Source organism: Nitrospirota bacterium, assembly GCA_015233895.1.
Lineage (GTDB): Bacteria > Nitrospirota > Thermodesulfovibrionia > Thermodesulfovibrionales > Magnetobacteriaceae > Magnetomonas.
In genome coordinates this window covers 37,723-64,133 of the sequence record JADFXG010000014.1, presented here as the reverse complement: position 1 = coordinate 64,133, position 26,411 = coordinate 37,723, and the positions used below count along the sequence as shown (strand labels likewise).

26 protein-coding genes are annotated in these 26,411 nt (G+C 40.7%); 18 read left to right on the top strand and 8 right to left on the bottom strand.

Translation table 11 applies throughout. The features are described 5' to 3' along the window. The first annotated feature begins 20 nt into the window (after nt 1–20). Nucleotides 21–1,712 (top strand): FtsX-like permease family protein, encoded by a 1,692-nt coding sequence (locus tag HQK88_10825; GenBank protein ID MBF0617293.1) that lies wholly within the window; start codon nt 21–23, stop codon nt 1,710–1,712. Between the two features lie 65 nt (nt 1,713–1,777). On the opposite strand, the gene HQK88_10820 is transcribed toward HQK88_10825, so the two are convergent. From HQK88_10820 to HQK88_10810, 3 genes are read right to left on the bottom strand one after another with little or no spacing between them, the layout of a single operon-like run. Continuing rightward, on the bottom strand, nt 1,778–2,515 hold the full coding sequence (locus tag HQK88_10820; protein MBF0617292.1) for an NADH:ubiquinone oxidoreductase: 738 nt from the start codon (nt 2,513–2,515) through the stop codon (nt 1,778–1,780). Between the two features lie 26 nt (nt 2,516–2,541). Next, complete coding sequence (locus HQK88_10815; GenBank protein MBF0617291.1) at nt 2,542–4,038, bottom strand: NADH-quinone oxidoreductase subunit C; 1,497 nt, start codon at nt 4,036–4,038, stop codon at nt 2,542–2,544. 6 nt (nt 4,039–4,044) lie between these two features. Further along, the gene (locus tag HQK88_10810) at nt 4,045–5,502 is read right to left on the bottom strand and encodes a hypothetical protein (GenBank protein ID MBF0617290.1); all 1,458 of its coding nucleotides are present in this window, start codon (nt 5,500–5,502) and stop codon (nt 4,045–4,047) included. Between the two features lie 210 nt (nt 5,503–5,712). Here HQK88_10810 and HQK88_10805 point away from each other — a divergent pair, with 210 nt between their 5' ends. Then, nucleotides 5,713–6,087, top strand: coding sequence for a hypothetical protein (locus HQK88_10805; GenBank protein MBF0617289.1), 375 nt, complete (start codon nt 5,713–5,715; stop codon nt 6,085–6,087). A 266-nt stretch (nt 6,088–6,353) separates the two neighbouring features. On the opposite strand, the gene HQK88_10800 is transcribed toward HQK88_10805, so the two are convergent. The 3 genes from HQK88_10800 to HQK88_10790 are packed head-to-tail and all read right to left on the bottom strand — an operon-like array spanning nt 6,354 to nt 10,029. Then, on the bottom strand, nt 6,354–6,992 hold the full coding sequence (locus tag HQK88_10800; GenBank protein MBF0617288.1) for a hypothetical protein: 639 nt from the start codon (nt 6,990–6,992) through the stop codon (nt 6,354–6,356). Further along, nucleotides 6,989–7,972 carry an NADH-quinone oxidoreductase subunit H gene (locus tag HQK88_10795; GenBank protein ID MBF0617287.1) on the bottom strand — a complete coding sequence of 328 codons (984 nt, stop codon included), beginning with the start codon at nt 7,970–7,972 and terminating at the stop codon, nt 6,989–6,991. Before HQK88_10795 ends, HQK88_10800 begins: the two co-directional genes overlap by 4 nt. Next, a complete protein-coding gene (locus HQK88_10790; GenBank protein ID MBF0617286.1) occupies nt 7,969–10,029 on the bottom strand; it encodes a hypothetical protein in 2,061 nt (686 codons plus the stop codon). The genes HQK88_10795 and HQK88_10790 overlap by 4 nt, the downstream gene beginning before the upstream one ends. A 241-nt stretch (nt 10,030–10,270) precedes the next feature. Here HQK88_10790 and HQK88_10785 point away from each other — a divergent pair, with 241 nt between their 5' ends. The 16 genes from HQK88_10785 (at nt 10,271) to HQK88_10710 (ending at nt 24,379) form a co-directional block, all read left to right on the top strand. Then, nucleotides 10,271–10,654, top strand: a complete 384-nt coding sequence (locus tag HQK88_10785; protein ID MBF0617285.1) for a hypothetical protein — start codon at nt 10,271–10,273, stop codon at nt 10,652–10,654. 1 nt (nt 10,655) lies between these two features. Further along, the gene (locus HQK88_10780; protein MBF0617284.1) at nt 10,656–11,717 is read left to right on the top strand and encodes a hypothetical protein; all 1,062 of its coding nucleotides are present in this window, start codon (nt 10,656–10,658) and stop codon (nt 11,715–11,717) included. A gap of 86 nt (nt 11,718–11,803) precedes the next feature. Further along, nucleotides 11,804–12,838 (top strand): hypothetical protein, encoded by a 1,035-nt coding sequence (locus HQK88_10775; protein ID MBF0617283.1) that lies wholly within the window; start codon nt 11,804–11,806, stop codon nt 12,836–12,838. Between the two features lie 2 nt (nt 12,839–12,840). Continuing rightward, nucleotides 12,841–15,105 (top strand): tetratricopeptide repeat protein, encoded by a 2,265-nt coding sequence (locus HQK88_10770; GenBank protein MBF0617282.1) that lies wholly within the window; start codon nt 12,841–12,843, stop codon nt 15,103–15,105. Nucleotides 15,106–15,133: 28 nt separating this feature from the next. Beyond that, nucleotides 15,134–15,526: an ester cyclase gene (locus HQK88_10765; GenBank protein ID MBF0617281.1), complete on the top strand. Its 393-nt coding sequence runs from the start codon at nt 15,134–15,136 to the stop codon at nt 15,524–15,526. A 292-nt stretch (nt 15,527–15,818) separates the two neighbouring features. Further along, entirely contained in the window at nt 15,819–16,745 is a 927-nt protein-coding gene (locus tag HQK88_10760; GenBank protein MBF0617280.1) for an ROK family protein, read from the top strand. A gap of 89 nt (nt 16,746–16,834) precedes the next feature. After that, on the top strand, nt 16,835–18,628 hold the full coding sequence (gene lepA, locus HQK88_10755) for an elongation factor 4 (GenBank protein ID MBF0617279.1): 1,794 nt from the start codon (nt 16,835–16,837) through the stop codon (nt 18,626–18,628). After that, on the top strand, nt 18,625–19,233 hold the full coding sequence (gene lepB / locus HQK88_10750) for a signal peptidase I (protein ID MBF0617278.1): 609 nt from the start codon (nt 18,625–18,627) through the stop codon (nt 19,231–19,233). Before lepA ends, lepB begins: the two co-directional genes overlap by 4 nt. Further along, nucleotides 19,230–19,577, top strand: a complete 348-nt coding sequence (locus HQK88_10745) for a hypothetical protein (protein MBF0617277.1) — start codon at nt 19,230–19,232, stop codon at nt 19,575–19,577. Before lepB ends, HQK88_10745 begins: the two co-directional genes overlap by 4 nt. Nucleotides 19,578–19,583: 6 nt before the next feature. Beyond that, a complete protein-coding gene (locus HQK88_10740; protein MBF0617276.1) occupies nt 19,584–20,258 on the top strand; it encodes a riboflavin synthase in 675 nt (224 codons plus the stop codon). A gap of 19 nt (nt 20,259–20,277) precedes the next feature. Then, nucleotides 20,278–21,477: a bifunctional 3,4-dihydroxy-2-butanone-4-phosphate synthase/GTP cyclohydrolase II gene (locus HQK88_10735; protein MBF0617275.1), complete on the top strand. Its 1,200-nt coding sequence runs from the start codon at nt 20,278–20,280 to the stop codon at nt 21,475–21,477. A 256-nt stretch (nt 21,478–21,733) separates the two neighbouring features. Next, nucleotides 21,734–22,195 carry a 6,7-dimethyl-8-ribityllumazine synthase gene (locus tag HQK88_10730; protein MBF0617274.1) on the top strand — a complete coding sequence of 154 codons (462 nt, stop codon included), beginning with the start codon at nt 21,734–21,736 and terminating at the stop codon, nt 22,193–22,195. Next, the gene (nusB, locus tag HQK88_10725; protein MBF0617273.1) at nt 22,192–22,674 is read left to right on the top strand and encodes a transcription antitermination factor NusB; all 483 of its coding nucleotides are present in this window, start codon (nt 22,192–22,194) and stop codon (nt 22,672–22,674) included. The genes HQK88_10730 and nusB overlap by 4 nt, the downstream gene beginning before the upstream one ends. A gap of 27 nt (nt 22,675–22,701) precedes the next feature. Next, entirely contained in the window at nt 22,702–23,430 is a 729-nt protein-coding gene (locus tag HQK88_10720; GenBank protein MBF0617272.1) for a metallophosphoesterase family protein, read from the top strand. 37 nt (nt 23,431–23,467) lie between these two features. Further along, complete coding sequence (gene trxA, locus HQK88_10715) at nt 23,468–23,911, top strand: thioredoxin (protein ID MBF0617271.1); 444 nt, start codon at nt 23,468–23,470, stop codon at nt 23,909–23,911. A gap of 27 nt (nt 23,912–23,938) precedes the next feature. Next, nucleotides 23,939–24,379, top strand: a complete 441-nt coding sequence (locus HQK88_10710) for a GNAT family N-acetyltransferase (GenBank protein MBF0617270.1) — start codon at nt 23,939–23,941, stop codon at nt 24,377–24,379. 63 nt (nt 24,380–24,442) lie between these two features. On the opposite strand, the gene HQK88_10705 is transcribed toward HQK88_10710, so the two are convergent. Together HQK88_10705 and HQK88_10700 are read right to left on the bottom strand one after the other, a co-directional pair. Beyond that, nucleotides 24,443–25,330: an MBL fold metallo-hydrolase gene (locus tag HQK88_10705; protein ID MBF0617269.1), complete on the bottom strand. Its 888-nt coding sequence runs from the start codon at nt 25,328–25,330 to the stop codon at nt 24,443–24,445. Between the two features lie 16 nt (nt 25,331–25,346). Beyond that, complete coding sequence (locus HQK88_10700; protein MBF0617268.1) at nt 25,347–26,201, bottom strand: HDOD domain-containing protein; 855 nt, start codon at nt 26,199–26,201, stop codon at nt 25,347–25,349. Between the last annotated feature and the right edge of the window lie 210 nt (nt 26,202–26,411).

Genomic DNA, 26,411 nt, shown 5'->3' with positions numbered 1-26,411 from the left:
AATTTTTAAAGGGATGCCATATGAACAGGTTTTTTGCTTCTATGATATGTTTTCTTTCCGGCTTTATGTTTGCAGTATATCCGCATTTTCTGCTCCCGCTTAAAAATATGGTGACTATAACTGATGCTAATGTGCTAAATATATGTTTTATTCACTACCACCCTGAGTTATACCTTGGAATCTGTGTGATGGCAGCTGCAGTGTTATCATTTAAATACAAAAAAGCACAATTTATTTCCATTTTACTCTCTATTGTCTCGTTAATCCACGCTATTACCTTAAAATCTGTAAGCTTCTATACGTTTGGAGAGGACATGATGATAGCTGCCAACACATCATCTATACGGTCACATACAGGGATTAAGTATGTACTATTGGTTTTAGCTGTGATTATGCTCATATCCTCTTCTTTAGCTCTGAAAAAGCAAAAACCGTTACTCCCTAAAATCAGTATTTTTTTGTATGCGTGGGATAATCTTAAAATGAGGCGGTTTCGTAGCAGCTCACTCATCTTAACCTCCGCCATTGTTACGATAGTGACATTGGTTTCATTTTTTGTGTTTGAAACGGTAGAAAAATCCCTCAAACTTTCTTATCAAAGGTTAAAGGCAGATATTGTGGTTGTACCGAAGGGAGAAGAAACTAAGGCAATTAACCTTATCACAAAAGGAGAGCCGACTCTGTTTTATTTTGCCGAGGGTGTTTATGAAAAACTCAAAAAAGTCCGCGGCATTGATGAACTATCCCCGCAGTTGTACCTGCAACCTTTCTCATACGACATTGAATCCACAATTGATAAGGTACTAATAGTAGCTTTTGACCCGACGTCAGATTTCATAGTTAATCCATGGATTGAGTATTCAATTGGGCAAAAAAATGAAGTATCCGGTCTGACTGCCGGTTATAAGGTTAAATATTACCCCGGACAGGAGATCAAATTATTTGGGAAAAAACGGAGGATTCTCACAAGTTTAATTTCCACGGGAATCGGCTATCTTGACCATGCGGTTTTTATCCCTTTAGATGAGGCACGGGAGTTTATATCTCAATTAAATAAAACACAAGCTGCTACGATGGCCCCTAAGAAAAGATTGCCAGGCCTGGGCTTTATGGATAGCAGTTATAACACAGAACCTGACTTAACACAGATTAATCAGGATACATTTTCTGTTGTGTTCATAAAAGCAGCAAAGGGCATATCTGTTAAGAGTTTAACAAAAAATATTTATGACTCAGTTAAAGGCGTATCCGTAATAGACATAAACACCACAGCTAAAGAGGAAAAGAAACACCTGTTGTCTAAAACCAAACCGCTGATTATTCCAGCTTTTACAATTATTGTGTTTGGCTCAGTTATACTGTTTACTGTCTTTTCAATGATGGTAAACGAAAGGAAAAGTGAGATTGGAATGCTCAGAGCACTTGGAGCAAAACGTAAGGACATTTTCTATGGGATAGTTATCGAGGCCACCTTAATTACTGCTACCGGCTTGTTTTTAGGTATCATCTTTGGGAATGCTGTGTTTTTTGTTTTAAAAAATTCGATAATGGGAAATCTCGGCTTTCTTTACGTTTGGCCGTCACCTGCCGCTGCAATTTCTGTTTTTGCGCTGACATTTGCAGTAAATATTCCGGTAACTCTGTGTGCCGCCATATACCCTGCCATGTCGGCAGCCAGGATAGAACCGTATGCCGCTATCAGAGAGGGATGAGACGGACAATTTAAGGGAATATAAGTAAGGGAGAGGACTCTGTCCTTTCCCTTCTAATTTCCTTACTACCTGCCTGTAAACCTCAACAACGCATTAACAAGAGTCAATGGATGGGGGGGGCAGCCTGCAATATAGAGATGTGGGTTAATTTGATTTAAGAAAGATCTGTCAATAGCTTTTGAGTTAGCGAATATTCCGCCGCTTAAGGCGCAAGAGCCGGCAAGAATCACTACTTTTGGCTCAGGGATTGAGCGATAGGTCTCTTCTACTGCGTGTGCCATGTTTTTTGTAAGCGGTCCGGTTAAGATAAGAGCATCAGCGTGAAGCGGAGATGTTACAAATTCTATCCCAAACCGCCCGATGTCAAAATTTACGTTAGAAAGCGCATTTAACTCAAGCTCACAGCCGTTACATCCGCCCGCTGATACTGAGCGTAGTTTAAACGATTTATTGAATAATTTTACTATGCGTTTCTCCGGTACTATCTCAGGCTCTCTGTGTACAGAGCTTATCACCAGGTCTTTTAAATCGGTTGAAGCCAATTCTGTTTGATTTGTAAAACGTATGATGCCATCTGCACAAACCATTGAACACTCCGGACACAGTATGCACTTTGACAAGTCTATTGTTATGGGATTATACGTTATTGCCGACACAGGACACGCCTCCATACATCTGTAGCAGGCATTAGCGCACGTACCGTCCGATATTTTTGGCAGCCCTCTGAAATTAACCGGCGGCAACGCCATATCTTTTATGCTCTGAAACCGCTGATTTAGTCTTGTCTTTATTGCACTAAACATAAATTATCTGCTCCGTTTATATTCTACTATAAATCATGGGCGCTGAATGATAAGTCAAAACTCCTGTTACAAAGCGGAAAGTCAGAAATCCCATTTCCCCGCATGGCAAGTGTGAGAGCTATCCAGTTATGAAACGAGGGGTCTGTCACCCTGTAGTGCTCAAGCTCACTGTTACGCCCGGTCATTGCCGTATGTGTGACTGCTCCGCGCCATCCCTCCACTGTCGTAACCACAAAGGAGTCCGCTTTCATCAGCCTCGCCTCTTCTTTTATGCCGCCTGTCATTATGCCAAGATTCAGCCATCTGCGCAGAAGTTCGATGGATTGATTTATCTCAAGCACCCTGATGCGTGCCCTTGCTGCCACATCCCCAGCCTTTAACAACACCGGCTCTATACTGTCTTTTACATAGACTCCATACGGCTGATCCGCACGGGCATCAATAGGCAGCCCTGAGGATTTCGCAGCTATTCCTATAATGCCAGCCCGCCACGCTGCCTCCGTGCTCACTGTCCCCATGTACTCAATCAGAGACTGCACACCGGGGTCATTAAAAAAATATACATTTATTATTTCCAGATCTCTGCTAACACCATCAAATATTCTTAACACATGCTCCCTGCTCTTTACCTCTATGTCGCTTAACACGCCGCCAGGACGAATCAGCCCCCGCCCAAAGCGGCAGCCGGAAATCATCAGCATCGTATCCATTATGGTGTTTCTTAAACGCCCGTAGGTTGAAGCACCGGGTAAAAACCCTATATCAAGCGACATACCGCTCAGTCCCGATAAGTGCATCGCTATCCGCTCAAGTTCAAGAGCTATTGCCCGTATTATCTCCGCCCTTGCTGAAACCCTGACTCCCGACATTGCCTCTATCGCAAGCGCATGTGCCCACACATGCCCTATCACCGTGTCCCCGGCTATTGACTCAGCAAGCGCTGATTTATTCATTGGATTTCCAGTTGTAAAGAGTGCCTCTACCCCTCTGTGCTGATACCCTGCCTGTATTTCTAAATGAAACACATCCTCACCATGACATAAAAACCTGAAATGCCCGGACTCCGTTATCCCGCCATGAACCGGTCCAAGGGCTGTTTCATGAACCTCTCCTCCGGTTGACTTATAAAACGGATAATCGGCTATTTCGCTGCGCACTGTTGCGCCATAGCCGTACCTTACGGGTTTTAACCACGGATGCCCCTCAGGGACCACGCCGAACTGTTCATATAGGTTTCGTTCAAACAACTGCATTGTCAGAACTGTGTTTGATATGGAATCGTATCTGCCCCCCCGCTCAGTCTGTGCCGTAGCAACCGTCAGGTGGTTAGAAATGTCATCGGATAAAACCGCAACAACCGATATGTTACCGTTAGCGGCCTCGTAACCAAAAAACTGAATAACCCTTAAACCCTGTTGAATTTGAGCTGCAATACCCTCCATCAAGTCACTTAGATGAAGCACAGGGATTTGCCGCCGCGGGATTGCCACAGAGTTATTTATCGTCAGCCATTTGCTGTTCACTATAATTTAGTAACCTCCCAGGATGTAAGCAGCGCCGTGAAGAAGCCAGTTTAACTCAAAAGGAATACTGATTCCGAGAATTAGTATAATCAAAAGAAATACCCATTGAGGCAGAAGTGACAACACAGGCTCTTTAACTGCCTCCGCATTTTCGTCACAAACTGAGGCGGTTGAATCTGACGGCCTTTTCGACAAAACCATTTGAAACACTGATTTCATTAAGCCATATGCAGCAGTTGCCGATAGCACTGTAAATACGGCAAGTGTTATCCATCGGCTATCTGTCACCATTTGTTTAATTATAATAAGCTCACTAACAAAAATTCCCGAAGTTGGAATTCCTGTTATAAATAAAGCAGCAGCAACCAATGTAACAGAACTCTGAGGGATTCTCCTCATTCCACGGCAGATGCCGCTGGTTTTAATTGTGCCGTAAGTGTAAAGGAAATTTCCGCTGGTTAAAAACAATGTGTGCTTTAGCAGGGAGTGGCAAAGGGTATGAAGAATGGCGGCATATATAGCAAAGCCGCCAAGTCCCAGAGCAGTTGCAAGCACTCCCATATGGGCTACAGTGGAATAAGCAAGCTTTCTTCTGAAATTATCAACACGAGGGATAAACACGGCCCCTGTGAGCAAAGATATAAGCCCCAAAGTAAGCAGCAGTCCCCGGATAAAGGGAATCATCAATGTGGCTGAAAGTATTTGATAGTATCTTAAAATAGCCAGAAATGCAGAGGCTTGCAGAGTGCCTGAAAACAGCGCTGAGGCAGGAGAGGGAGCTTTAGAGTGGGCATCGGGAAGCCATGTGTGCATGGGAGATAGTCCCATCAGTGCGCCGTAACCAACAAGAGCAAATGTAAAAGCCATCCCGCCCCACAGCGGCGATATTACAGATGAGTAATTTGCAAGGGTATCAATGCTAAGGTTATGCCCCAGCACATAGTCGGAGGCTTCAATCATAGAGAGCACTCCGATAAATGAAAGCACTATACCAACCGAACAAATAAATAGGTGTTTCCATGCTGCCTCAAGTGATTCCTTATCCCTGTGATGCCAAATAAGTGTGGCGGCAGCAAGTGGCACTGCCCCAACAAACAACCACATCAAGGCAAGATTTCTGCTTAGCACTGCCCCTGTCACAACAGACAGTAAAAAAATCATAGCCGGCGCATACCAGTGGTCATAGAGTTGTGCCTCATCCATCTCCTTCAGGTAAAGGTTGCTGTAAACTGCCGAGCCCAAAAAAGAGATGTTTACAATGAAAAGAAAGATAAATCCCAGTGTGTCAGTGCCAAGAAGTTCACCGTTTCTGTAAACGCCGTCATAAGGAAGCGTTAGTGATACTGCAAGGTTAATCAGTGAAACCACAATGAGAGCGAATCTATCCGCTTTTGACGACCTTAACACGATACAGAGTAAGGCGGCTGCCATAGGTAGAGCGATTATAAAAATATCTTTATACACGTAACAGCTCACATGTATTTTTATTAACAGACAGTTTGCCGGATGTAAAAATGGCCTCTGCCGCTACTGCAACTTTTAAGCACTCTGTTTTTTCCATTTTTTTACTTTATAGATGCCAACATTTTTAGACCTTAACATTTTTAACGATTAATGTTCCACCTAAAGCTGTTCTTTGTATTCTATCAAACCAAATAACTATTATACACGTCTATGCCATTCGACGGCAAACAATATTCATGGGATAATAAAATGTCTCTAAAGATTTTGAAGTTTTATTCCGATAATAAAGTAACAATCAAAGCAAGGAGGCTCAAAATGATTAATAATGTATCGAATGCAACCCAATCATCGCAAGTAAATAAACAAGAAGCACAATCTAAGCCGCACTCTGCCGCTGCAGAAGCTGCTCAGGCTAAGCCCAAGACGACTCCCAGCGCCACTGTCAGTATCAGTCCGGCAGCTGCAGCATTACAGGAAGCTACGGAGACTCCTAATCAGACCGCCAAAGAAGCAAGGAGCGGTGATCAGCAGGCTAAAAGACTGCTCGCAAAAGAGGCTGCAGAAAAAGCCGCCGCAAACGGATAGCTCAGCGCAGGCAGCACTATTTTAGCTGAAAAAAAGAGTGCTGCCTATGCTTAAGCCGTGATTTATACAACACGCAACAACCACGCATCGGTATGAAATTCACAACCATCCAAATATCAGTTTATTCTGATTTTAATTCAGAAGTATAACGAGGCGGCAAGGAGAAAGCGACGTCTCCCCTTACATGGGATTCCCCTTTGGGGAGACGTTGAGGAGCTTTTAACGCACGCCAACGAAGTTAGACGATTGAATTAGAATCCGAATAACTAATCAGACAGCCTCGTTAGCTTACTTACATCTGAGTCTTCAAAAGCGGCTTTCATGTTATTTACGAAAATCCCCATAAGAAACACCCCTATCAGCACATCAAACAGCACGCCTGCCTCAACAATTATCGGCACCCCGGGGGCTAAAGACAGTGACATCATAAAAGCACCGTTTTCAAGCACCAGAAACCCCATCACGTGGCTTATAATCTTCTTTCGAGTTGTTATTATAAGCATACCAATTATCACCGCAGAGAGTGAAACGCTGAAATTAAGCACGTTGATATTGCTCCCGGCATGTTTCAGCATTGATGACAAAACAAATGACAGCGACATTATGATTGTAGAAAGCACCAACATCGTAAAGCTGCCAAGAGATGGGTCTGTCTCTCGCTTTATGCCCATTTTTTTAATTATATGGTGAATAAACAGGGGTAGTACAAAGGCCTTTACCACAACAGTTTCAAACGTAATAAACAGGGCGTGGGCGAGTTTTAGAGTTTCCGTCTGTGAAATGGATGCCAAAAAAAGCATAATGCCCTGAACTGATAGTATTATGACAAAGGCTGAAATACGGCTTGTTGTTGCTATGTAAAGTATTGTTGCTCCAAAAAGTATAACTGCTATTTGGTCAATCATTTTTTTACTCCAAGCACCAACACAGCCAGCACAATGATAGCAATCCCTGTTGCGCCAAACAAAAACTGAGGTACGTATGAAAGCCGAAGACGGGCAAACAATGACTCAATAAGTCCAATAGTGACAGCAATACCTGACATCAGAAATATGTACAGAAACAGAGACGTAACCGGAGAGACCCAGGCAGGTACGATAATACCGGTTATGAGAGTGCTTAGCAAGGATATTTTAATAATGGATGTAAGATTCATAATGGCTAAATCCGGGCCGCTAACGTTAAAAGTCAAAGCTCCGTGAATCATAGCCGGTTCACTGAGTGTTGCAGGGTCGCAAACAGGCAGACGGCCTGCCTCAGTAAGGATAAACATCATAAGCACAATATTGCCGCAAACGGCAGGAATAAGCAGCTCTGAGTGTGACCATGCCTGTGCCAAATTGACAAAAGTGCCGGTAAGGGCAGTGGCCATACCGTTAGCGGTGTCAGGCATGAGAATTACGGCATAAATGTCAGTAAAAGAGTTTTTACCTGTAAGTTGTGCTAATGAGGCGATAATTATAAAAAAAGCCGGTTCAATTAATGCTGAAAAAGTGACCACTCTGCTTGCTCCCATGCCGCCTATACTGCCTCCGGTATCAAGTGCAATGATAACACTAAAGAACCTTGCAGCAGCCAAAGCATAAACAAAGAATATGAAATCACCTTTAAAACTCATAATAGCAGCACCGCCGCCCACAGGAACAACCATAGCGGCAGCTAACACTGAGGCAAGTGCAAGTGTTGGCCCTAAAGTGGAGACCATCGAGGATGTTTCACTAATAACCTGTGATTTTCTAAAAAGCCGGATAATTTCAAAAAACGGTTGAAATAAAGGTGCTCCGTATCTGCCAGCCCACATTGCTTTCACCTTTACAATCATGCCAGCCATAAACACTGCCAGTACAAGCATCAGCAAATAGCGAAACAGCGTCTCTGCTGTCACAGCAGTCTCCAGACAGAGATTATGAGAAACACAAGCAGAGTTATCAGCATATAGAACAGGTAGTGTCCTATATAACCGGTCTGTATCCATGCAAATAAATTATAGAAACGTTTAAAGGCTTTAAGAATATTCCCAACTACGTAGTGTTCAACAAAATCAAGATGTTCTGTTTGATGGTGAACCTGCACTTGTGGAAAGAAATAGTCCTTTCTTGAAAGTTGAGAGACTCCCGGTATCTGGATAATTGTGCTTAAGCGGGCATCGGTATCCTCAACGTCAATCTGATCTATTTCGTCGCCTTTCGGTGAAAAAACACCTTCTGCGGACTCCCCCTTTGCCACAATAGGCTGTATCAGATTAATGAGAGGGGCAGTGAGTGAGGATGCGGTATATTGCATCCGGCTGCTTACGTTTTCATAACCGCAGTTCCAAGTTTTTGCCGTGACAGTTGTACGTTTTTTTAGTAAAATGTGTTTAAGGCCAAGTATCGCAAAGATAAAGAGCAGAAAAATAAACGATGCTTTTGAAACGGAAAATGCAGGCATCAGGGCATCATTTAGCGCAAAACCAGAAACCCCTGAAAGCAACATTGCAGGAGTTTTTATGAGTGCTGCCACAGGCAACGGGAAAATTCCTACAATAAGACAAACGGCTGACAGAAGTGCCATTGGTATAAGCATGGAACGAGGGTTTTCATTAGCTGTAAACTGGCAACGCTGAACTCCGGTAAATATAATGCCAAATGCCCTGACATAAGCTATCAGTGACAATGCCCCTACAGAGGCAAGGGCAGCCGCTGCAATGACCCGCGAGGTTATCAAAGCACCGGAGGATGAGGTCTCGGTGGTTACAAGGCTAAGATAGATAAAAAACTCGCTGATAAAACCGTTAAAAGGAGGAAGTGCACAGATTGACAAAGAAGCGGTAAGAAAACAAACAGCCGTAACAGGCATGGTTTTTATGAGCCCGCCTAACTCAGCCAGCTTACTGGTGCCAGTGCTTAAATGCACAGAGCCACAGGCAAAAAACGCGGTAGCCATAAACACTGCGCTGTTAAAAATATGAAACAGTACGCCAGTAAATCCCAGAAGAGTCAGCAGGGGTTTTCCGTAAGCTTTTCCAAGCAGCCCAACAGATATTCCAACTCCGGTAATGCCGATGTTTGCTACAGTCGAGTATGAAAGTATTTGTTTTAAATCCTTTTGAGTCAGTGCGTTAGTGACCGCGTAGAGAGCGGTTATGACAGAGAATAAAAGAAACGTGTATGCGATAAAAAGAGGCGTGGAATCTGTAAGCGTAATAATACGCAGTAGGCCGTAAATAGGGATTTGTATAACAACAGCGGATATAATGGCGGAAATTGCTGGTTGAGCCTGTGAGAGGGCTGATGTGTTAGCAGTGTGAAATGGAACGAATCCTGCCTTAAAGATAAACCCCAGCAAAAAAAGGCACAGAAGAGGTGTTTGGATTTCTGAAGCCGATGCAAGCAAATCCTTATATGCGCTGAAGTCCATGTTTCCAGTAGCATTTATAAGAATGATAATTGGGATAATCAGAAAAACTGTGCCAACATGCATAGCGATAAGATAGTAAACGGCGCTTTTTTGGACTCTTTGGCTTTTGTGGTCATAAAGGATTAAAAATACGGTAAGCAGGGTTACAAGTTCAAGAGTTATTAAAAAACCGATTGAATTTTTTACAGTAAGCACAAGTATAACTAAGACAAAGAGAAAATCAAAGAATGCAAAGTGGAATTTCCTGTTTTCTTTAGGCATACAGCCGTACAAGTATATCGAGGTAACAAAGAAGATGAAAGAGGCAGTGATAAGAAAAAAGGCAGACAGTGAGTCAATCTCAAAATTAACAGTACCCATCGGGTACTGCAAATATAGAACGTAGGAGGGGACATCGTTATAGAAAATCGGAGGAACTGAGATAAATAAATTACAAGCGAGGGCAACAGCAACAGCCAAAACAGAGGCAACCCCGGCAGCCTTGCCGGATATTGCAGCGATTAACCCGCCAATTATCAAAACAGCAATGGATACAACGTACATTATGTTTGTTTTCTCAGCCTGTCAACTATCTGCTGCACTCCTGCAATCTCATAGAATATGATACAGCAGGCGAGAGGACTTGTCAATGATGAAAAAACTTCAGTGTATTTCTCTGATTTCCTTTGAAACCATATAGTATGGAAAAATTATCTTGACACTATTTATTGCAGTATGCACAATACAGTATTGGAATTTAGTAGCTCATAAGAGTAAAACTCAATAATCAACACGGGGAGACGGTATGGAAAACTTATTAGAAATCAGGATAGAAATAGAACCTATCAAACCAGATACACCTGAATCTGTAAGCAGAGATTTAAAAGATGCTTTCGACAAAGCTGTGAAGGAAAGCGGAATTGAAAACACATATTTAATTCCTGAGGAAAACATGCCGGGATTGGGCGATATAGCAAACGTTTGTACAGTTATACAAACAGTCGCAAGTTTACCAGCATTGTTAGACTTTTTGAAAGCTCTTTTTGGCTCAAAGATGTTCGGCTTTGGTAAATCAAAAAATTATTGCGCTCAAATAAAACATCAAGGAAAGATGCTTAAGTTAGAAGGTATTGAAAACAAAGAAGTATTAGTTAATATTGTTAAGGAATTTTGTAAAGATAATAACTAACATGGAATCCGGCTCATACCGACATAGAGTTTTTAACATATATTTTCATGTACTTGAATGTTTATTAAAACATCTTGGCGATATTGATAAAGCAGTTGGTGAGAATAAGTATGATTGCTATAAAATTGTTGAGGATTGTTATGATGGGACAATGAGAATATTTGGAGAGACAAAACTTGAAGATAATGAGTACAGACTGATTAATGATTTATTAGAGAGAATCCAAGGTTCATTAATACATAGATATAACGAAGATAAAGAATTACTTACAACATATGAAAACATAAAAGAATATACGATTGGTAAATTTGATCCTAATATAGACTACTTAGAATTAATAACAAACGAATTTAACCTGCTTGGAAAAGGGATTTCTCAAAGCTGCTATGAAACTCATCGGACCATAAAGTATAAACAGGCACAAAGATGTGCATATCTTGAACTGATCGCAGCCAGCGAAACAAAAGTTAGCTCTATATCAAACAGAGCCAAAGAACTCTATAAAATCAATTTAAATCTTGGTACTGCTGATTTTGATTTTTTGCGTTATATAAATTTACCTTTTTATTTTTTCCACGAATATATGTCGCATATTCACTCAGCAAAATTTAACCGTCATGTTAATAGCAATAGTATTTCTGCTTTCGAAGATGGCTGGTTACTTTTTACAGAAGAGAAAAAGTATGAAAAATATATCAAAAATCGCCCTTATTTGCGTGCTCATGGCTGCTACAGGGAAAAATATCTGCGAAAACATTTCCAATTGGCTAACAAAAACATTAACAGAAAACATGAGGATGCATATAACTTAGCTGAAAGTTTTTTTGAAAAGGTTGGAATAGAGATATTTTTTGAAATAACCTTTTTAATAGCATCACATGATTTTAATTCAATTACAAATTTTACAATTTTACAAGTAGATTTTTTATATTGGGTTAGAGTATGGAATGAATCATATTATAAAGATGATCTGGATGAAAATATTTACAAGGAGCTTTTTATGGATGCTCTTAAAAGCGATAATCCTATAACAGATTTTATTGAGGTAATGAAAATGAATTAAAAAAACATTATTCAGTCACTTGACAGAATAATACAAAAGATGTAAAATGCTGTTATAAAGTAACGTAAAGTGAATGGAGATTAAAATTGTCAATTTTTGGTGAAGTGTCTATCAAGGTAAAACGTGCGATTTTGGATACAGGAGTGTTTACTGTAAGTAAAATTGCAATGATGACAGATTCAAGCTACACAGGTGTAGAATCAGTAGTAAGAAGGCTTCTAAAGGATGGTATTATTGAGAAAACTGAAGTTTTATATGATAAGGTAATGCCTGATGGTACCAATGTAACAAAGGGCAGGCCTAAGCAGCATTACAAAATAGCAGGGAGAGAAATGTTTGTTAGAATCAGAGATGAGGTGGAAACATTTTTTAGAACATATGATGTTCCCGGTGAATTAGACAAGGAAGAACCAGAAAATCCGCATTATGCCTATGTTGTATCAAATTTAAGAGAATTAGAAGAAGCGCCTGATAAAATAAATGATGAGACAATAAGTATTATAGAAGAGGAAATACTATTTGCAAGAAAATCAGAATCAATATTTAACGAGCACAATGAAATAACATTTGCTTATATTGATTTTCTACAGGCAAGATTTGAGTTCTTACGTAATGACTTCAAAAAGGGAAATGAGTTGGCTGATAAGGCATACGAGATTTTGGCAAAACATAATATCCCAAAGATATTTGAAATAGAAAACTTCATTATAAATTATTATCTTAAAATAATTAATGTCGTAGTACAAAAGGCCTGTGAAAAAAGTAACTATGAAAGCCTTTCAGGAAAGCTTGATTCTATTTCAAATAGATTATCATTTAGCCATATTCCTCCAAGTGTAACAAAACTGATTAATAATGGAATTGAGAATTCGCATAGGCTTAACATAGCCTTAATAAGTGAGATAAAAGAGAAAACCCAATTGCTTGATGAAAATGTGAGATATAAAATTGAGTTGCAATTCATGGACGAAATAAACAATGGAATTAATAGTGGTGCAACAATAAATGATGAGATAGAATCTCAAACGTTTTATAATAAATATGATTTACTTGACAAAATGATATCTAAGAACAAGATTCCGTACAGTAGTTATATGGACACTTTAAAACATAGGGCTTGACATTGATTGTTACCGATTCAAGTGATTTTACCAGCAGCTTAACTCAGGGGATAGAAGCAAAAAAAGATAGAAGATTTGATGATGCGTTGATGTATTTTAACAAAGCAAAAGAACTTAATAAATTTGACCCCCTGCCCCATATTGCTATTGGTTTAACTTATAGAGACAACAAAGATTTTGATAATGCAATAACAGCTTTTAAATCAGCGTTAACGCTATCACCCTATCGGGCTGATATTTACAAAGCACTCGGTTTGATATACAAAGAAAAAGATGAATTTAACGAAGCTTTGATTTCTTTAGAGAATGCCGCAAAATATGAAATCAACGATGGTGGAAGAGCAGAAATATTTTCTTTACAAGGAGATATTTATTTAAAACTTAAATCATTTAAGGCGGCTTTAGAAGCATTTAATAAGTCTCTTTCATTGGAGAGCAGCCCTTCAAACAAAGAACACATATATTACCAACTTGCTTTATCGTATTTTAACCTTAAAAAATATCATGAGGCAATTGAACATGCTATAAAATCATTAGAAATCAAGGAAACAGAAAAAGCCCACTCTCTGTTAGCGCGTATATATGAATTAGATAAGAAACATGGCAAAGCAAAGGAATGTCTTAAAAAAGCGATCAAAATTAATCCTCATAATGCAAAGCTTCACTTAGGATTAGGAAATATTTTATTAAGTGAAGGTACTGACGATGGTTTAAGGGGCGGTTTTCATCATCTAAAAGAAGCTGTAGAGATTAACCCCGATAATCTAAATATACTTCTTGCGGCATCTTTCAGTGCCCTAAAAGTAGAGGGACATAATGACTTCATATATGATAACGCTAAAAAGATTTTACAATTAAATCATGATAATTTTCCCATTATATTTGCTTTGTGTGTCCTTTTTGCACAGATTGAGAAATATGATGAGATTGATTTGATTCTTGAAAAGCTTATTTCGTCAAATCCTGATGACACAAATGTAATCACGCTATTTATCACAATTAAGATTATGCGAAATCAATTGGCTGAAGCGACAGCGGCTCTTAGCAAATTAGATGAGAACACCATAGAAGATCCTTTTACACTGTTTAACATGGCATCATCTTATAACGTGTGTAAAAATGCAGAAAAAGCTGAGCGGTGCCTTGATAAAGCGGTTAAACATGCAGATAATGATTTAGAACTTATAAGTTTGGCAGGTCGTTTATATAAAGAACTAAAAAAATATGATAAGGCTATAGATATGTTTAGTAAATGTTTGGAAAGTGCGGCAGGCGATTTGGTTGAAATATATTTTGAATTAGGCGATATATACTATAAATTAGATAATTTGGTAAAAGCTAAAGAATTTCTCCTTAAATCACTCCATAACAATTCAAAGCATCTATTGGCAAATTGGGGTATAATCCTTGTCTATTATAAAGAAAATGACTTTACAAACGCTTTAAGACATCTTGAAACATTTGATAAATATGTTCCCAAAAATCCTCATAATTATCGAGGGTTATCTATGAACTATAGGATATTAGGAAAATATACAAGAGCTTTAAAAAATATCCAAAAAGCAATAGATTTGGAGCCGGATAATTATGAAAATTATTTAGAAAAAAGCAAAAGTTTTATAGTAATAGGAAATTTCGATGAGGCAAAAACAGCTTGCGAAAAAGCTTTAGAAATTAATCCTGAGTCGTATAAAGTCTTTAAGTTATTAGGTGACATTTATTTAAAACTTAAAGATTATAATAAATCTGTCAATTTTTATAAAAGTGCACTTGAGAAGACAACGGCTGATATTGATGATGAAGAATTAGCAAATTTACATAATCGTTTAGCAATTACATACAGGTATAATGGAGATTATAATAATGCCTTCAAAGAAATTGAAATTGCCAATAAATTGCTTCCTAACAATGCTTTATATACAAACAACCTGGGATTTGTTTATTTTCTTTTAGTACGTATTGATGAGGCGATAGAACAATTTAATAAATCAATAGCACTTGATGAAAAAGATAATATGCCTGTCCTTAATCTTGCCATGTGTTTATTGATTAAAGATAAAAAAGAAGAAGGAATTAATAAGTATAAGGAAGCCATAAAATTAACAGTTGAGCAGATAAAATCAAGAAAAAACAAGAAAGATGAAAATCTAAACTTACACATGGAAGATTTAAATGAAGCCATTAGTAAACACCCTGACTGGCAGGAAAAACTTCAAACTGTACTTGATTTATTAACTGAAGCTATAAAAAATATAAAAAGCCGTTAATACAAAACTACAACAAGGGGAGGGCAACATGAAGGCAATAATCAGTCGTTTGTGGGATGAGGTTTGGACTTTAGGAAAAATGGATGTTATCAGTGAGATTATTGATGAAAAATGTGTAAACCATATTTCAGGATTTCCTGATCTCCCAGGTTGGGATGGTCTAAAGGGCTTTGTTTCTCTGTTTCGAAGTGCTTTTCCAGATATTAAGTTTACTATTGCCGACCAAATAGAAGAGAGAGATAAGGTCGCCACTCGTTGGATAGCCAAAGGCACACATAAGGGTGAGCTAATGGGTATTGCCCCAACCGGCAGAATTGTGACCGTCGAGGGCATCACCATTTATCGCTTTGATAACAACAAAGGCGTTGAGGCATGGACAAGCTGGGATGGCGCAGGTCTTATGAAAAAACTTACGATGTAAACTAAATAGTTTTACACACTGTTGGCAGTATTGCCTCAATAGAAAATCTATACGAAATGTTAGCGGAAAACCTATCATTTAACTATTGTCCTTTCTCAGGCATTAAAATATACAGACTACAGATATATTGTCAATTCAAAAGGAATATTATCATAATTTAAATAAAATTAAAAAATCCTTCTTTTTAAAGCTCAATTTATGTATAATAGCTGGTTCATGTTGTGTTATGTAAAAAGCTGAGTTTAAGATACATTTAAAAAATACCGAAGAGAGGTTTTTTGTAAAAAAAATTATGCAAGACAAATATTCAATAGGAGTTGACCTTGGCGGCACAAATCTGAGAGTTGCTATGGTTTCAAAAAAAGGGGAGATACTGCAAAGGATAAATATCTCCTCTACCGGCAATGTTCTGAAAAATTTGACGGATTCAATAAAAACTATCAGCACCCAGAAGGAGGTCTCTGGGGTAGGGCTTGCCGTGGCAGGTGTGATAGACCACGGGCGTATAACGTCCTCCCCCAATATTCCCTCCCTTGAGGGAGTAAAATTAGTGGAGGAAATAGAGCGTGAGACAGGCCTCAGGGCAGTGCTCGGTAACGATGCCAGCATGGCTGCCCTTGGAGAAAGTATCTCAGGAGCCGGTCAGTACCTTGAATCCTTTATTCTTTTAACACTGGGAACTGGCATAGGCGGAGGAGTTATCTACAAACACGCCCTGCTTGATATAGCCTCGGAGGTTGGACACGTCACAGTGGAGTCTAACGGACGCCGGTGTTTTTGCGGTGCTACCGGTTGTCTTGAGGCTTATGCCTCATCCCGTGCCATGATGGCTTTTCTTTCTGAGGGAATTTCAGAGGGAAGAGAGACTGCCATGAAAGACAACTTTGAACTTATCAAACCCAAAGACATATATGCTTTTGCAAAAGCCGGCGATGCCTTTGCCATAGAGATACTGAAAAAGGCCGGTTGGTACCTTGGTATAGGCATTGGGAATTTTATAAATTTATTCAGCCCAGATGCCGTTATCCTTTCCGGGGGACTTACCGGAGCATGGGATATATACGTGGCTGCTGCAATTGAAAGCGCCTCATCGAGGGCTTTTAAGGAACTTTACAGTAAAAGTAAAATAATTCCATCTGCTTTGGGCGGGGATGCCGGACTTATCGGCGCCGCAGCTCTCCCTCATATGTGCTACACGACATATTGCAGGGACAATTAGAATAAAGCATATTTTGAATACTTTCCTGTATAATAATATATTGAGCTTTTACTTGCGGCATACTTAAAGAAGATAAGAACGATAAACTCATGGCACAGAAAAACATAAGAAACTTCTCCATAATAGCCCACATAGACCACGGTAAGTCAACGCTTGCAGACAGGTTTTTGGAACTAACCGGAGCGCTGGCTAAAAAGGACATTACAAAGCAGGTGCTGGACTCTATGGACCTTGAAAAGGAACGGGGTATCACCATCAAAGCGCATGCCGTAAGGCTTGCCTATGAAGGTGCTGATGGGGTTACGTATGTGCTTAACCTTATAGACACTCCAGGACACGTGGATTTTTCCTATGAGGTATCAAGAAGCCTTGCCTCGTGCGAGGGCGCAGTGCTGGTGGTGGATGCCACCCAGGGAGTTGAGGCACAGACCCTTGCCAACACCTACCTTGCCCTTGAGCATAATCTTGAGATAATTCCTGTCATCAATAAGATAGACCTTCCTCAGGCAGAGCCCCAGCGAATCATTCAACAGATAGAGGACATAATCGGACTGGACTGCTCAGAGGCTATAGAGGCATCGGCTAAAAGCGGCATCGGGGTTAATAAAATCCTTGAAGCTATTGTGCATAAAATTCCTCCCCCGAAGGGCGATGCCACAGCTCCGCTTAGGGCGTTAATTTTTGACTCATGGTTTGACAACTATAAGGGCGTGATAGTTATGGTCAGGGTGTTTGACGGCTCTATCAGACCCGGTATGGTAATAACGATGATGTCAACCGCTAAAACATTTGAGATAACCGATGTCGGAGTATTTACCCCAAGGCTTCAGTTGATGCCTGAGCTAAAGTGTGGCGAGGTTGGTTTTATCTCAGCAGCTATCAGAAACGTTGAAGACACTAAAATTGGAGATACAATAACCAATGCCCTTAACTCCGCTAAGGAGCCGCTATCGGGCTACAAAGAAATAAAACCCATGGTTTTTTGCGGCATTTACCCCACAGAGACTAACGACTACGAGGCACTGCGCGATGCTCTGTTTAAACTCAGGCTAAATGACGCATCGTTTTCTTTTGATCCTGAGACTTCAACTGCCCTTGGATTTGGCTTTAGGTGCGGCTTTCTTGGCCTTCTGCACATGGACATCATAAAAGAGCGTCTTGAAAGGGAGTTTAATCTCTCCTTGATAAACACGGCTCCCACCGTTGTCTATAGAATCACCATAAAAGGTGACACGGTTGTGTATGTGGATAATCCGACACTGCTTCCAGAGCACTACGATAAACTGGAGGAACCCTACATACTTGCCACCATATTTGTCCCTGAGCGGTTTGTCGGTAACGTGCTGGATCTGTGCCGCGAAAAGCGGGGGGTTCAGAAGGAATTTATATTTTATGGCAAAGACCGTGTAAAGGTTGTCTATGAGCTTCCTATGAACGAAATACTTTGGGATTTTTATGATAAACTAAAATCCATATCCAAGGGGTATGCCTCGATGGATTACGAATTTATTGGTTTTAAGGAGTCCGAGCTGGTAAAACTTGATATTTTAATAAACGGGACAGCCCTTGATGCGCTCTCAACGATAATCCACAAAGAAAAGTCGTACTACAAGGGGAGACAAATCGTGGAAAACCTAAGAGCAGTGGTTCCCAGACAGATGTACGAGGTCGCTATTCAGGCAGCTATAGGCGGAAAAATAATCGCCCGCGAGTCGGTAAAGGCTCTGAGAAAAGACGTCATAGCCAAGTGCTATGGGGGTGATATTACGAGAAAGAGAAAACTTCTTGAAAAACAAAAGGAGGGCAAAAAGAGGATGAAACAGTTTGGCAAGGTGGAAATTCCTCAGGAGGCGTTCCTTGCCGTTATGAGGGTAGGCAAGTGAAAAAAGAAAAAACCATTTACAGAGAGTACATAGAGGCACTTGTAACAGCCCTTGTCCTTGCCCTTATTATAAGGACATTTGTTGTGCAGGCATTTAAAATTCCCTCAGGGTCTATGATTCCCACTCTTCAGATAGGCGACCATATTTTGGTAAATAAGTTTATATATGGAGTACAGATACCGTTTACCGATAAAAAGATATTTATCTTCCATCATCCGGAGCGGGGTGATGTTGTCGTGTTTAAGTTTCCACAGGACCCGTCACGGGACTTCATAAAGCGGGTGATAGCAATAGGCGGAGATACGGTAGAGGTCATAAACCGGGAGGTATATGTAAACAAGAAAAAACTCGTTGAACCATATATCCAGCACACCGAAAGTATGAACACAAGTGATATGGTACCGCGGGACGTTATGGCTCCGGTGACAGTGCCGATAAACAAAATATTTGTCATGGGCGACAATCGCGACCACAGCTACGACAGCCGTTTCTGGGGCTTTGTTGACCTAAGCGTAGTGCGCGGAGAGGCTTTGTTTATCTACTGGTCATGGGATAAGGAAAACACGTCTGTCAGATTTCGCAGAATTGGGAGGGCAATTAAATGAAGATTCTTAAAAACCAGTCCGGGTCTATAAAACCGATTATCAGTATAATCGTTGTTGTTGTAGCGTTGTATGCCGGATTTACCTTTGCAATGCCTCAGTACAGGTACTACACGTTTAACTCTGATGCTAAGGAAATAGCCCGTCTCGGCCTTGATGTTCCAAAGACTACCGCATTGGTTATGGAAAAAATAACGGACATGAACATTCCTGTTAAGAAAGAGGACATCAAAGTGGCCATAAATGAAAAGAGGGTCGTAAATATAAAAACACAGTGGAAAGAGACTGTAAATTTTTGGGGTATCTATGAACACACTTTTACTTTCAAAGTGGACATAACTGAGTAGTAGCCAATGTTTACCGGTATAACGGTATCAATGGGCAGAGTTGTATCCTTAAAAAGGAGAGGCACTGTAGTGGAGCTTTCAATTTCAGACAGTGTGGTACTGCCAGCAGCTAAAACAGGAGACAGTATTTCAATAAGCGGTGTGTGTCTTACTGTGGTAGAAAATAACGCAGGGACTGCTACTTTTCATGTTTCTGAGGAGTCACTTAAAACAACAGCTCTTGGTACTCTCACCCCACAGGACAGGGTTAACCTTGAGCCTGCAATGGCCGCCACCGACAGGTTCGGAGGACACTTTGTTACAGGACATGTTGATACTGTCGGCACTATATCGGCTAAAAAACAAACAGGACACGGTGGACTGGATTCTGTTAAAATAGAGATAGCGATTCCGGCTGGATTTATGAAATATGTGGTCAGACGCGGCTCTGTAACTGTTGACGGCATTAGTCTTACCGTTGTTGACACAGATGAGAGCGGCTTTTCAGTGGTAGTGATACCGCACACGTTAAGTGTGACAACGCTGGGGACAAAAGGGCCTGGTGACAGGGTAAACATAGAGACCGATATTTTAGGAAAATACGTGGAGAGGTTTATTACAGGATATATGGAAAACAGAGAGCAAGGTGGGTCAAAAGATCTGACTCTCTTAACTAAATTAAAAGAGAAGGGTTATATGTAAGATGAAAGAACAAAAACGCATAATGGACAGTGTTGAGGCAGCAATAGCAGACATAAAAGCTGGCAAGATGGTAATTCTCATAGACGATGAGGACAGGGAAAACGAAGGGGATTTGTGCATGGCGGCAGAGTTAGTAACCCCTGACGCCATAAATTTTATGGCTAAGTTCGGGCGGGGGCTAATATGCCTGAGCCTGACGCCGGAGCGAGTCAACCATTTAAACCTTCATATGATGTCTGCCGAAAACACATCCTCATTCGGTACGGCATTTACTGTATCCATAGAGGCCAGAAAGGGTGTAACGACGGGTATCTCGGCTAAGGACAGGGCAAGGACAATTCTAACTGCCATAGACGCTAAGACAAAACCTGAGGATTTGGCGCGTCCAGGCCACGTGTTTCCACTTAGGGCGCGCCCCGGAGGTGTACTTCAGAGAGCCGGGCAAACCGAGGGTTCAGTTGATTTGGCAAGGCTTGCAGGGCTTATCCCTGCCGGCGTTATATGTGAGATTATGAATGATGACGGCACCATGTCAAGAGTGCCGGAGCTTAAAACATTTGCAGAAACTCATAACCTTAAAATAGTTACCATTGAAGATTTGATAAAGTACCGGCTGCGCAACGACAGGCTGATTCAAAGAGTGGCTGAGGTAAAGCTGCCAACCAGTTATGGTGACTTTAACGCTATAGCCTATGAAAGTATGGTTGATAAGAGCGTTCACATGGCTTTGGTTAAGGGAGATTTGCACACAGTTGAACCAGTCCTCGTACGGGTACATTCGGAGTGTCTTACGGGTGATGTGTTTGGTTCAAAGCGGTGTGACTGCGGAGATCAGCTTCACCGCTCTATGGAGTTAATAAACACAAAAGGGCGCGGTGTAGTACTCTACATGAGACAGGAGGGACGCGGCATAGGGTTAGCTAATAAAATAAAAGCCTATGCGCTTCAAGACAGCGGTATGGACACGGTAGAGGCCAACATTGAGCTTGGCTTTAAGGCAGACCTCAGGGACTACGGCATAGGGGCACAGATACTTGTGGATTTGGGGTTAACCGATATAGTTCTCATTACCAACAATCCACGTAAAATTGTAGGGCTTGAGGGATATGGTTTAAAAGTTGTGGACAGATACCCTATTGAGGTTAAACCATGCGAAAAGAACATTGTGTACCTTAAGACAAAGAAAAAGAAACTCGGCCATATGCTTGATGAGGTGTAATACTGTGTTATATTCAAAAATACATCTAAATGTTATAGAAAACGGAGGAGATTGCGACGCTTCGCTCGCAATGACGGCGGGGGAGTGTTGTTTATGTCAAAGCTAATTTGTTGCCTAATGACGGTTGTTACTGTGTTTTTCTATCCGTCATTACGAGGAGCGGTAGCGACGTGGTAATCTCCTCTTTATATTATAACTTAGACTGCACCTTGGTGTTAGGCTGCAAATACAGCTTGTGTTAGGAGGAGACAGAACAGTGAAAGTGATAGAGGGTGATTTAAATGCCTCAGGGTTAAGGATCTGCATGATAGTGAGCAGATTTAATGATTTTATAACAAGCCATCTGCTTGACGGAGCGGTGGACGCATATCTCAGGCATGGCGGCAAAGACGAAAACATAACTGTAATAAAAGTTCCGGGGTCTTTTGAAATCCCCATGACAGCGTTAAAAGCCGCTAAGAGTGGTAAATTTGATGCTGTAGTGACACTTGCCGCTATAATCCGCGGTGCTACTCCGCACTTTGAGTACGTATCTGCAGAGGCATCAAAGGGGATAGCAATGGCCTCAATAGAAAGCGGAGTGCCGGTAAGTTATGGGGTTATAACATCGGATTCCATAGAGCAGGCCATAGAGCGGGCTGGTTCAAAAAGCGGCAATAAGGGCTGGGATGCTGCCGTGACGGCTATCGAGATGGCTAACGTGATAAAAAGCCTATGACACGGCGACAAGCAAGGGAATATGTGCTACAGTCGCTTTTTCAGCATGAGTTTACAGGGGCTGCTCCAGACAGAGGAGAGTTGCTTAATTTTATGAAAGACAACCCTCCGGCAAAAGAAATACTTGAGTTCATTGACGATTTGCTAAATGGCACTATAGAGCACATGGCAGAGCTTGATGCACTTATCCAAAGAGCGTGCAAGCACTGGGAATTAAACCGCCTTGCCGCTATTGACAGAAATATTATGAGATTTGCGGCTTATGAGATTATTTTCAGAGGCGACATCCCTAACGCTGTCTCGATAAACGAGGCGGTTGACATAGCAAAGCGGTTTTCTACAGAGGAGTCGTTTTCGTTTATTAACGGGGTGCTGGATAAAATCGCTCATCAGAAGGATGAAAAGGTGCCGGACAAAAGGGCTGTTAAAAAGCCCTCCGGAGCTGTGAATAAAAGGGCCGTCAAAGAACACCGTGCTTAATAAAGAAATGGGGGACTGGTATAGAGTATGCCGTATGCTGTCATATCAGATGTACATGCCAACCTGACTGCTCTTGAAGCCGTGCTTAAAGACATTGAGCTTAGAGCTATTGAGGATGTGTACTTTACGGGAGATGCGGTAGGCTATGGCCCCTCTCCAAATCAGTGTGTCGAGCTGCTTAAGAAATCCTGTAAAATCCTGATAGCAGGTAACCACGACTGGGCTGCTATTAATTATACGACAGCTGATTATTTTAACGACATGGCTCTCTACGCAATCACATGGACTGCCGACACTTTAACAAATGAAAACATCACGGAAATTGAGAATTTTAAATTATTGAAATCATCAGCTGAGCGGGACGCTCTCTTTGTCCATGCCACACCAAAAGACCCTGAGAACTGGGAATACCTGATGTCCATAAACGATGCCCGCATTAACTTTGAGCATTTTGAGCAGAGATTCTGCTTTATAGGCCACAGCCACATGCCAATTATGGTCAGTGTTGATACTGAAAGCGGAAAGGTAATCACAGACAAGCAACGGATTGAGTTAGAGGCGGATTGCCGATACATTATCAATGTGGGAAGTGTTGGCCAGCCCCGCGACAACGACCCCAGAGCTGCATACGCTGTAGTGGATGATGATACAGCAGAGATTGTGCGCGTAGAGTACGATATAAGAAAAACTCAGTCAGAAATGGAATCAGTGGGCCTTCCTGCCAGACTCATTGACAGGCTTGAGTATGGCTATTAAATATTAGAATTACTTCTATTGAAGGAGGTGGATTTTAATGGTTAAAAGTGCTTTCATAAGATGTAAATCCTGCGGTGTCGTTAATAAAATACCGTCAAACAGATTTAACGATAAGCCAAATTGTGGCAAATGTAAATCACCTCTGATTATACCGGAGAAACCTGTGGATATAAATAGCTCTAATTTTGACGAGGAGGTGTTACGATGGCCTGGTTTAGTGGTTTTGGATTTCTGGGCTGTCTGGTGTGGGGCATGCAGAATTGTAGCTCCGGTTTTGGATGAGCTGGCTGTGAGTGCCAGAGGATTTGTGAAAGTTGCAAAGATAGATGTGGATAAGCACCCTGACCTTGGAAAGCGGTTTGCTATAAAAGCTACTCCAACACTTATACTGTTTAGAGATGGAGTTAAAATCAATCAGATAGAGGGTGCACTGTCTAAAGATCAACTTGACCAATGGATAGCATCATCTGTAAAAAAATAAATAGTTGAGTTATAATAACCAATATAAATGGATAAAATAGATTTTTCCTTTGCAAATACCTACGATGAGGAGGAAATCAAAAAGCTTTTGTCTGATTCCGATTTACCATTTGAAGACATAACCTTTCATTTGAAAAATTTCATAATGGCAAAAAAGGATGGTGAGCTAATAGGAATAATCGGCCTTGAAATATATGGTATATCTGCTTTATTGCGTTCCCTTGCCGTAAAAAGAAAGTTTCAGGGCATGGCAGTAGCCCATCAACTATATACAAAGATTTTAACCCATGCCCAGATGTGCGGAGTCACAAATTTATACTTGTTAACAAAAACTGCAGTTGGATTTTTTACTAAATTAGGATTTATTGAAACACAACGAAAAGACGTTCCTAAAGAAATCTACGAAACTGAGCAATTTAAATGCCTTAAATGTATGACCGCAATTTGTTTAACTAAACAAATAAACTAATACCAGATATTTGTATTTCTGGGCTGTCTGGTGTGGGGCATGCAGAATTGCATGGCTCCGGCACTATAGTATGATTTCATGACCCTCACGGGCCAGGAAAAACGGTGGGGTACCGGAGGATAATGGATATTGAGTAAGTGCATCTTGATACAATTGCTCCAGATTGTCGTCACCTCGAGTTGGTTCGTAATGTGTCAGGTACAGGCTCTTAACCTCTGCCGCCTTAGCCATAGCTATGGTGCTTGAGATGGTGCCATGTCCCCAGCCTCTTTTTATTTTGTATTCATCATCGGTATATGCAGCGTCGGCTATCAAAACGTCCACTCCACGGATGATGTCATACATCTGCGCGTTTTTATGGGATATGAGATTTTCGTATTCTGTATAGTAATCGTCCCCCGGCTCATAAATATTGTAGAGAGGCTCGTGATCACCTGTAAAAAACATGGCTTTACCATTACTTTCTATTCTGTAGCCATAGCTAAGAACCGGATGATTCATCAGAATGTTTGTTATTTTAGCAGAGCCTACCGTAACGGTTTGTTTTTCTATTAACGTATGATAATTGATTTCTGCTTTAAGTTCTGCTTCACGAACTGGAAAGAAACAATATTCCATCTGAGCTGACATTATTTCTCTTACAGACTTATGAGATATAGGATCGAATGCCCCATATATATCTATTTTATTATTTGGTATAAAAATCGGTACAAAAAAAGGAAGCCCCTGAATATGATCCCAATGTGTATGGGTAATGAAAATCGAACAAGTCAATGGAAGTTTAGCTAAAAATGTTAATGACAGCGGGGCAATGCCTGTTCCGGCATCTAATACGATATGGTCACCCTCGTCTGTTTCCACCTCAATACAACTTGTATTGCCGCCGTATTTAACTGTTTTAGGCCCTGGTGAAGCAATTGAACCTCTAACACCCCAAAACCGTATCTTCATTCGTTACTCATATCGTTTATGTTTTTATAAATAACTGAGCTTTTTCTATTTCGCTGTCTAAATTTTCGAAAGAGGTGATAATAGCCGGCAAATCAGTGCCAAAACGATCAAAAATTCTTTTTGGAATTGTATCCAGTAAAATCTCTCCGGCAAAACCTATACCAAGTTGTTTAGTTATCTGATTGGCTAAAAACACATAGTCTATAAACTCTGACCCCTTTGACTCCTCCTCTGTAACACTGTGGTGCCGGCTTATGCAATCGACCAGTGAGGAGGGAAGTTTCCATTTTTCGGCAAGCATCGAACCTATATAAGCATGGTCATAGCCAATTACCTTTTGTTCAGCATTATAAAGAGTAACTTTCTCCTCCTTTGCCATGGCCAAAGCCAGCTTAAACTTATCCGGAAGATATTGAGCAAAAACAATTTTGCCAATATCATGCAGCATGCCTGCCAAAAAATAATCAAAAATTACATTGTCTGCAACCCCGGATCTTTTGGCAAGAAGTTTGCTTATTGTAGCTACCGATAAACAGTGCAAGAGAAACTTATCAATATCAAAACCAGCATGGTTCCTGCGAGGTAAAACCCCCAAAGTAGATGTGATGAGAGCAAGATTTTTTACCGTATTTAGCCCTATATAGACAACGGCATGGTTTATAGATGTGATTTTTTGAGAAAGTCCGAAGCTTGCAGAGTTTACAAGCTTAAGAATATTGAGTATCAATACAGGGTCATGTTCTATAACCTCTACAAGTTCTTTAGGATTACTGTTTATATTTGAGGTTAATTCTATAATCCTATGAACGCTCTTTGGGAAAGCTGGCATGCTTTCCACCATTTCAAACATCTGTTTTTGGCTATCTTCCATGCGCTTTCTTAGATACAAAATGTTGGCTTCGTGCTTCTAAGCATCTTATTGTATCCGTATCTCCTTGCATTAAAATCATTCATTATATAAAATAGTAAAATAAAGCCTATAATTATGTCAACGAGCTTTACATATCCTTATTTTATCTCTCTCAGGCCTAAGATGAGAATTGGCATATATACAATTTACTCAATAGAGAGTGGATGTTTT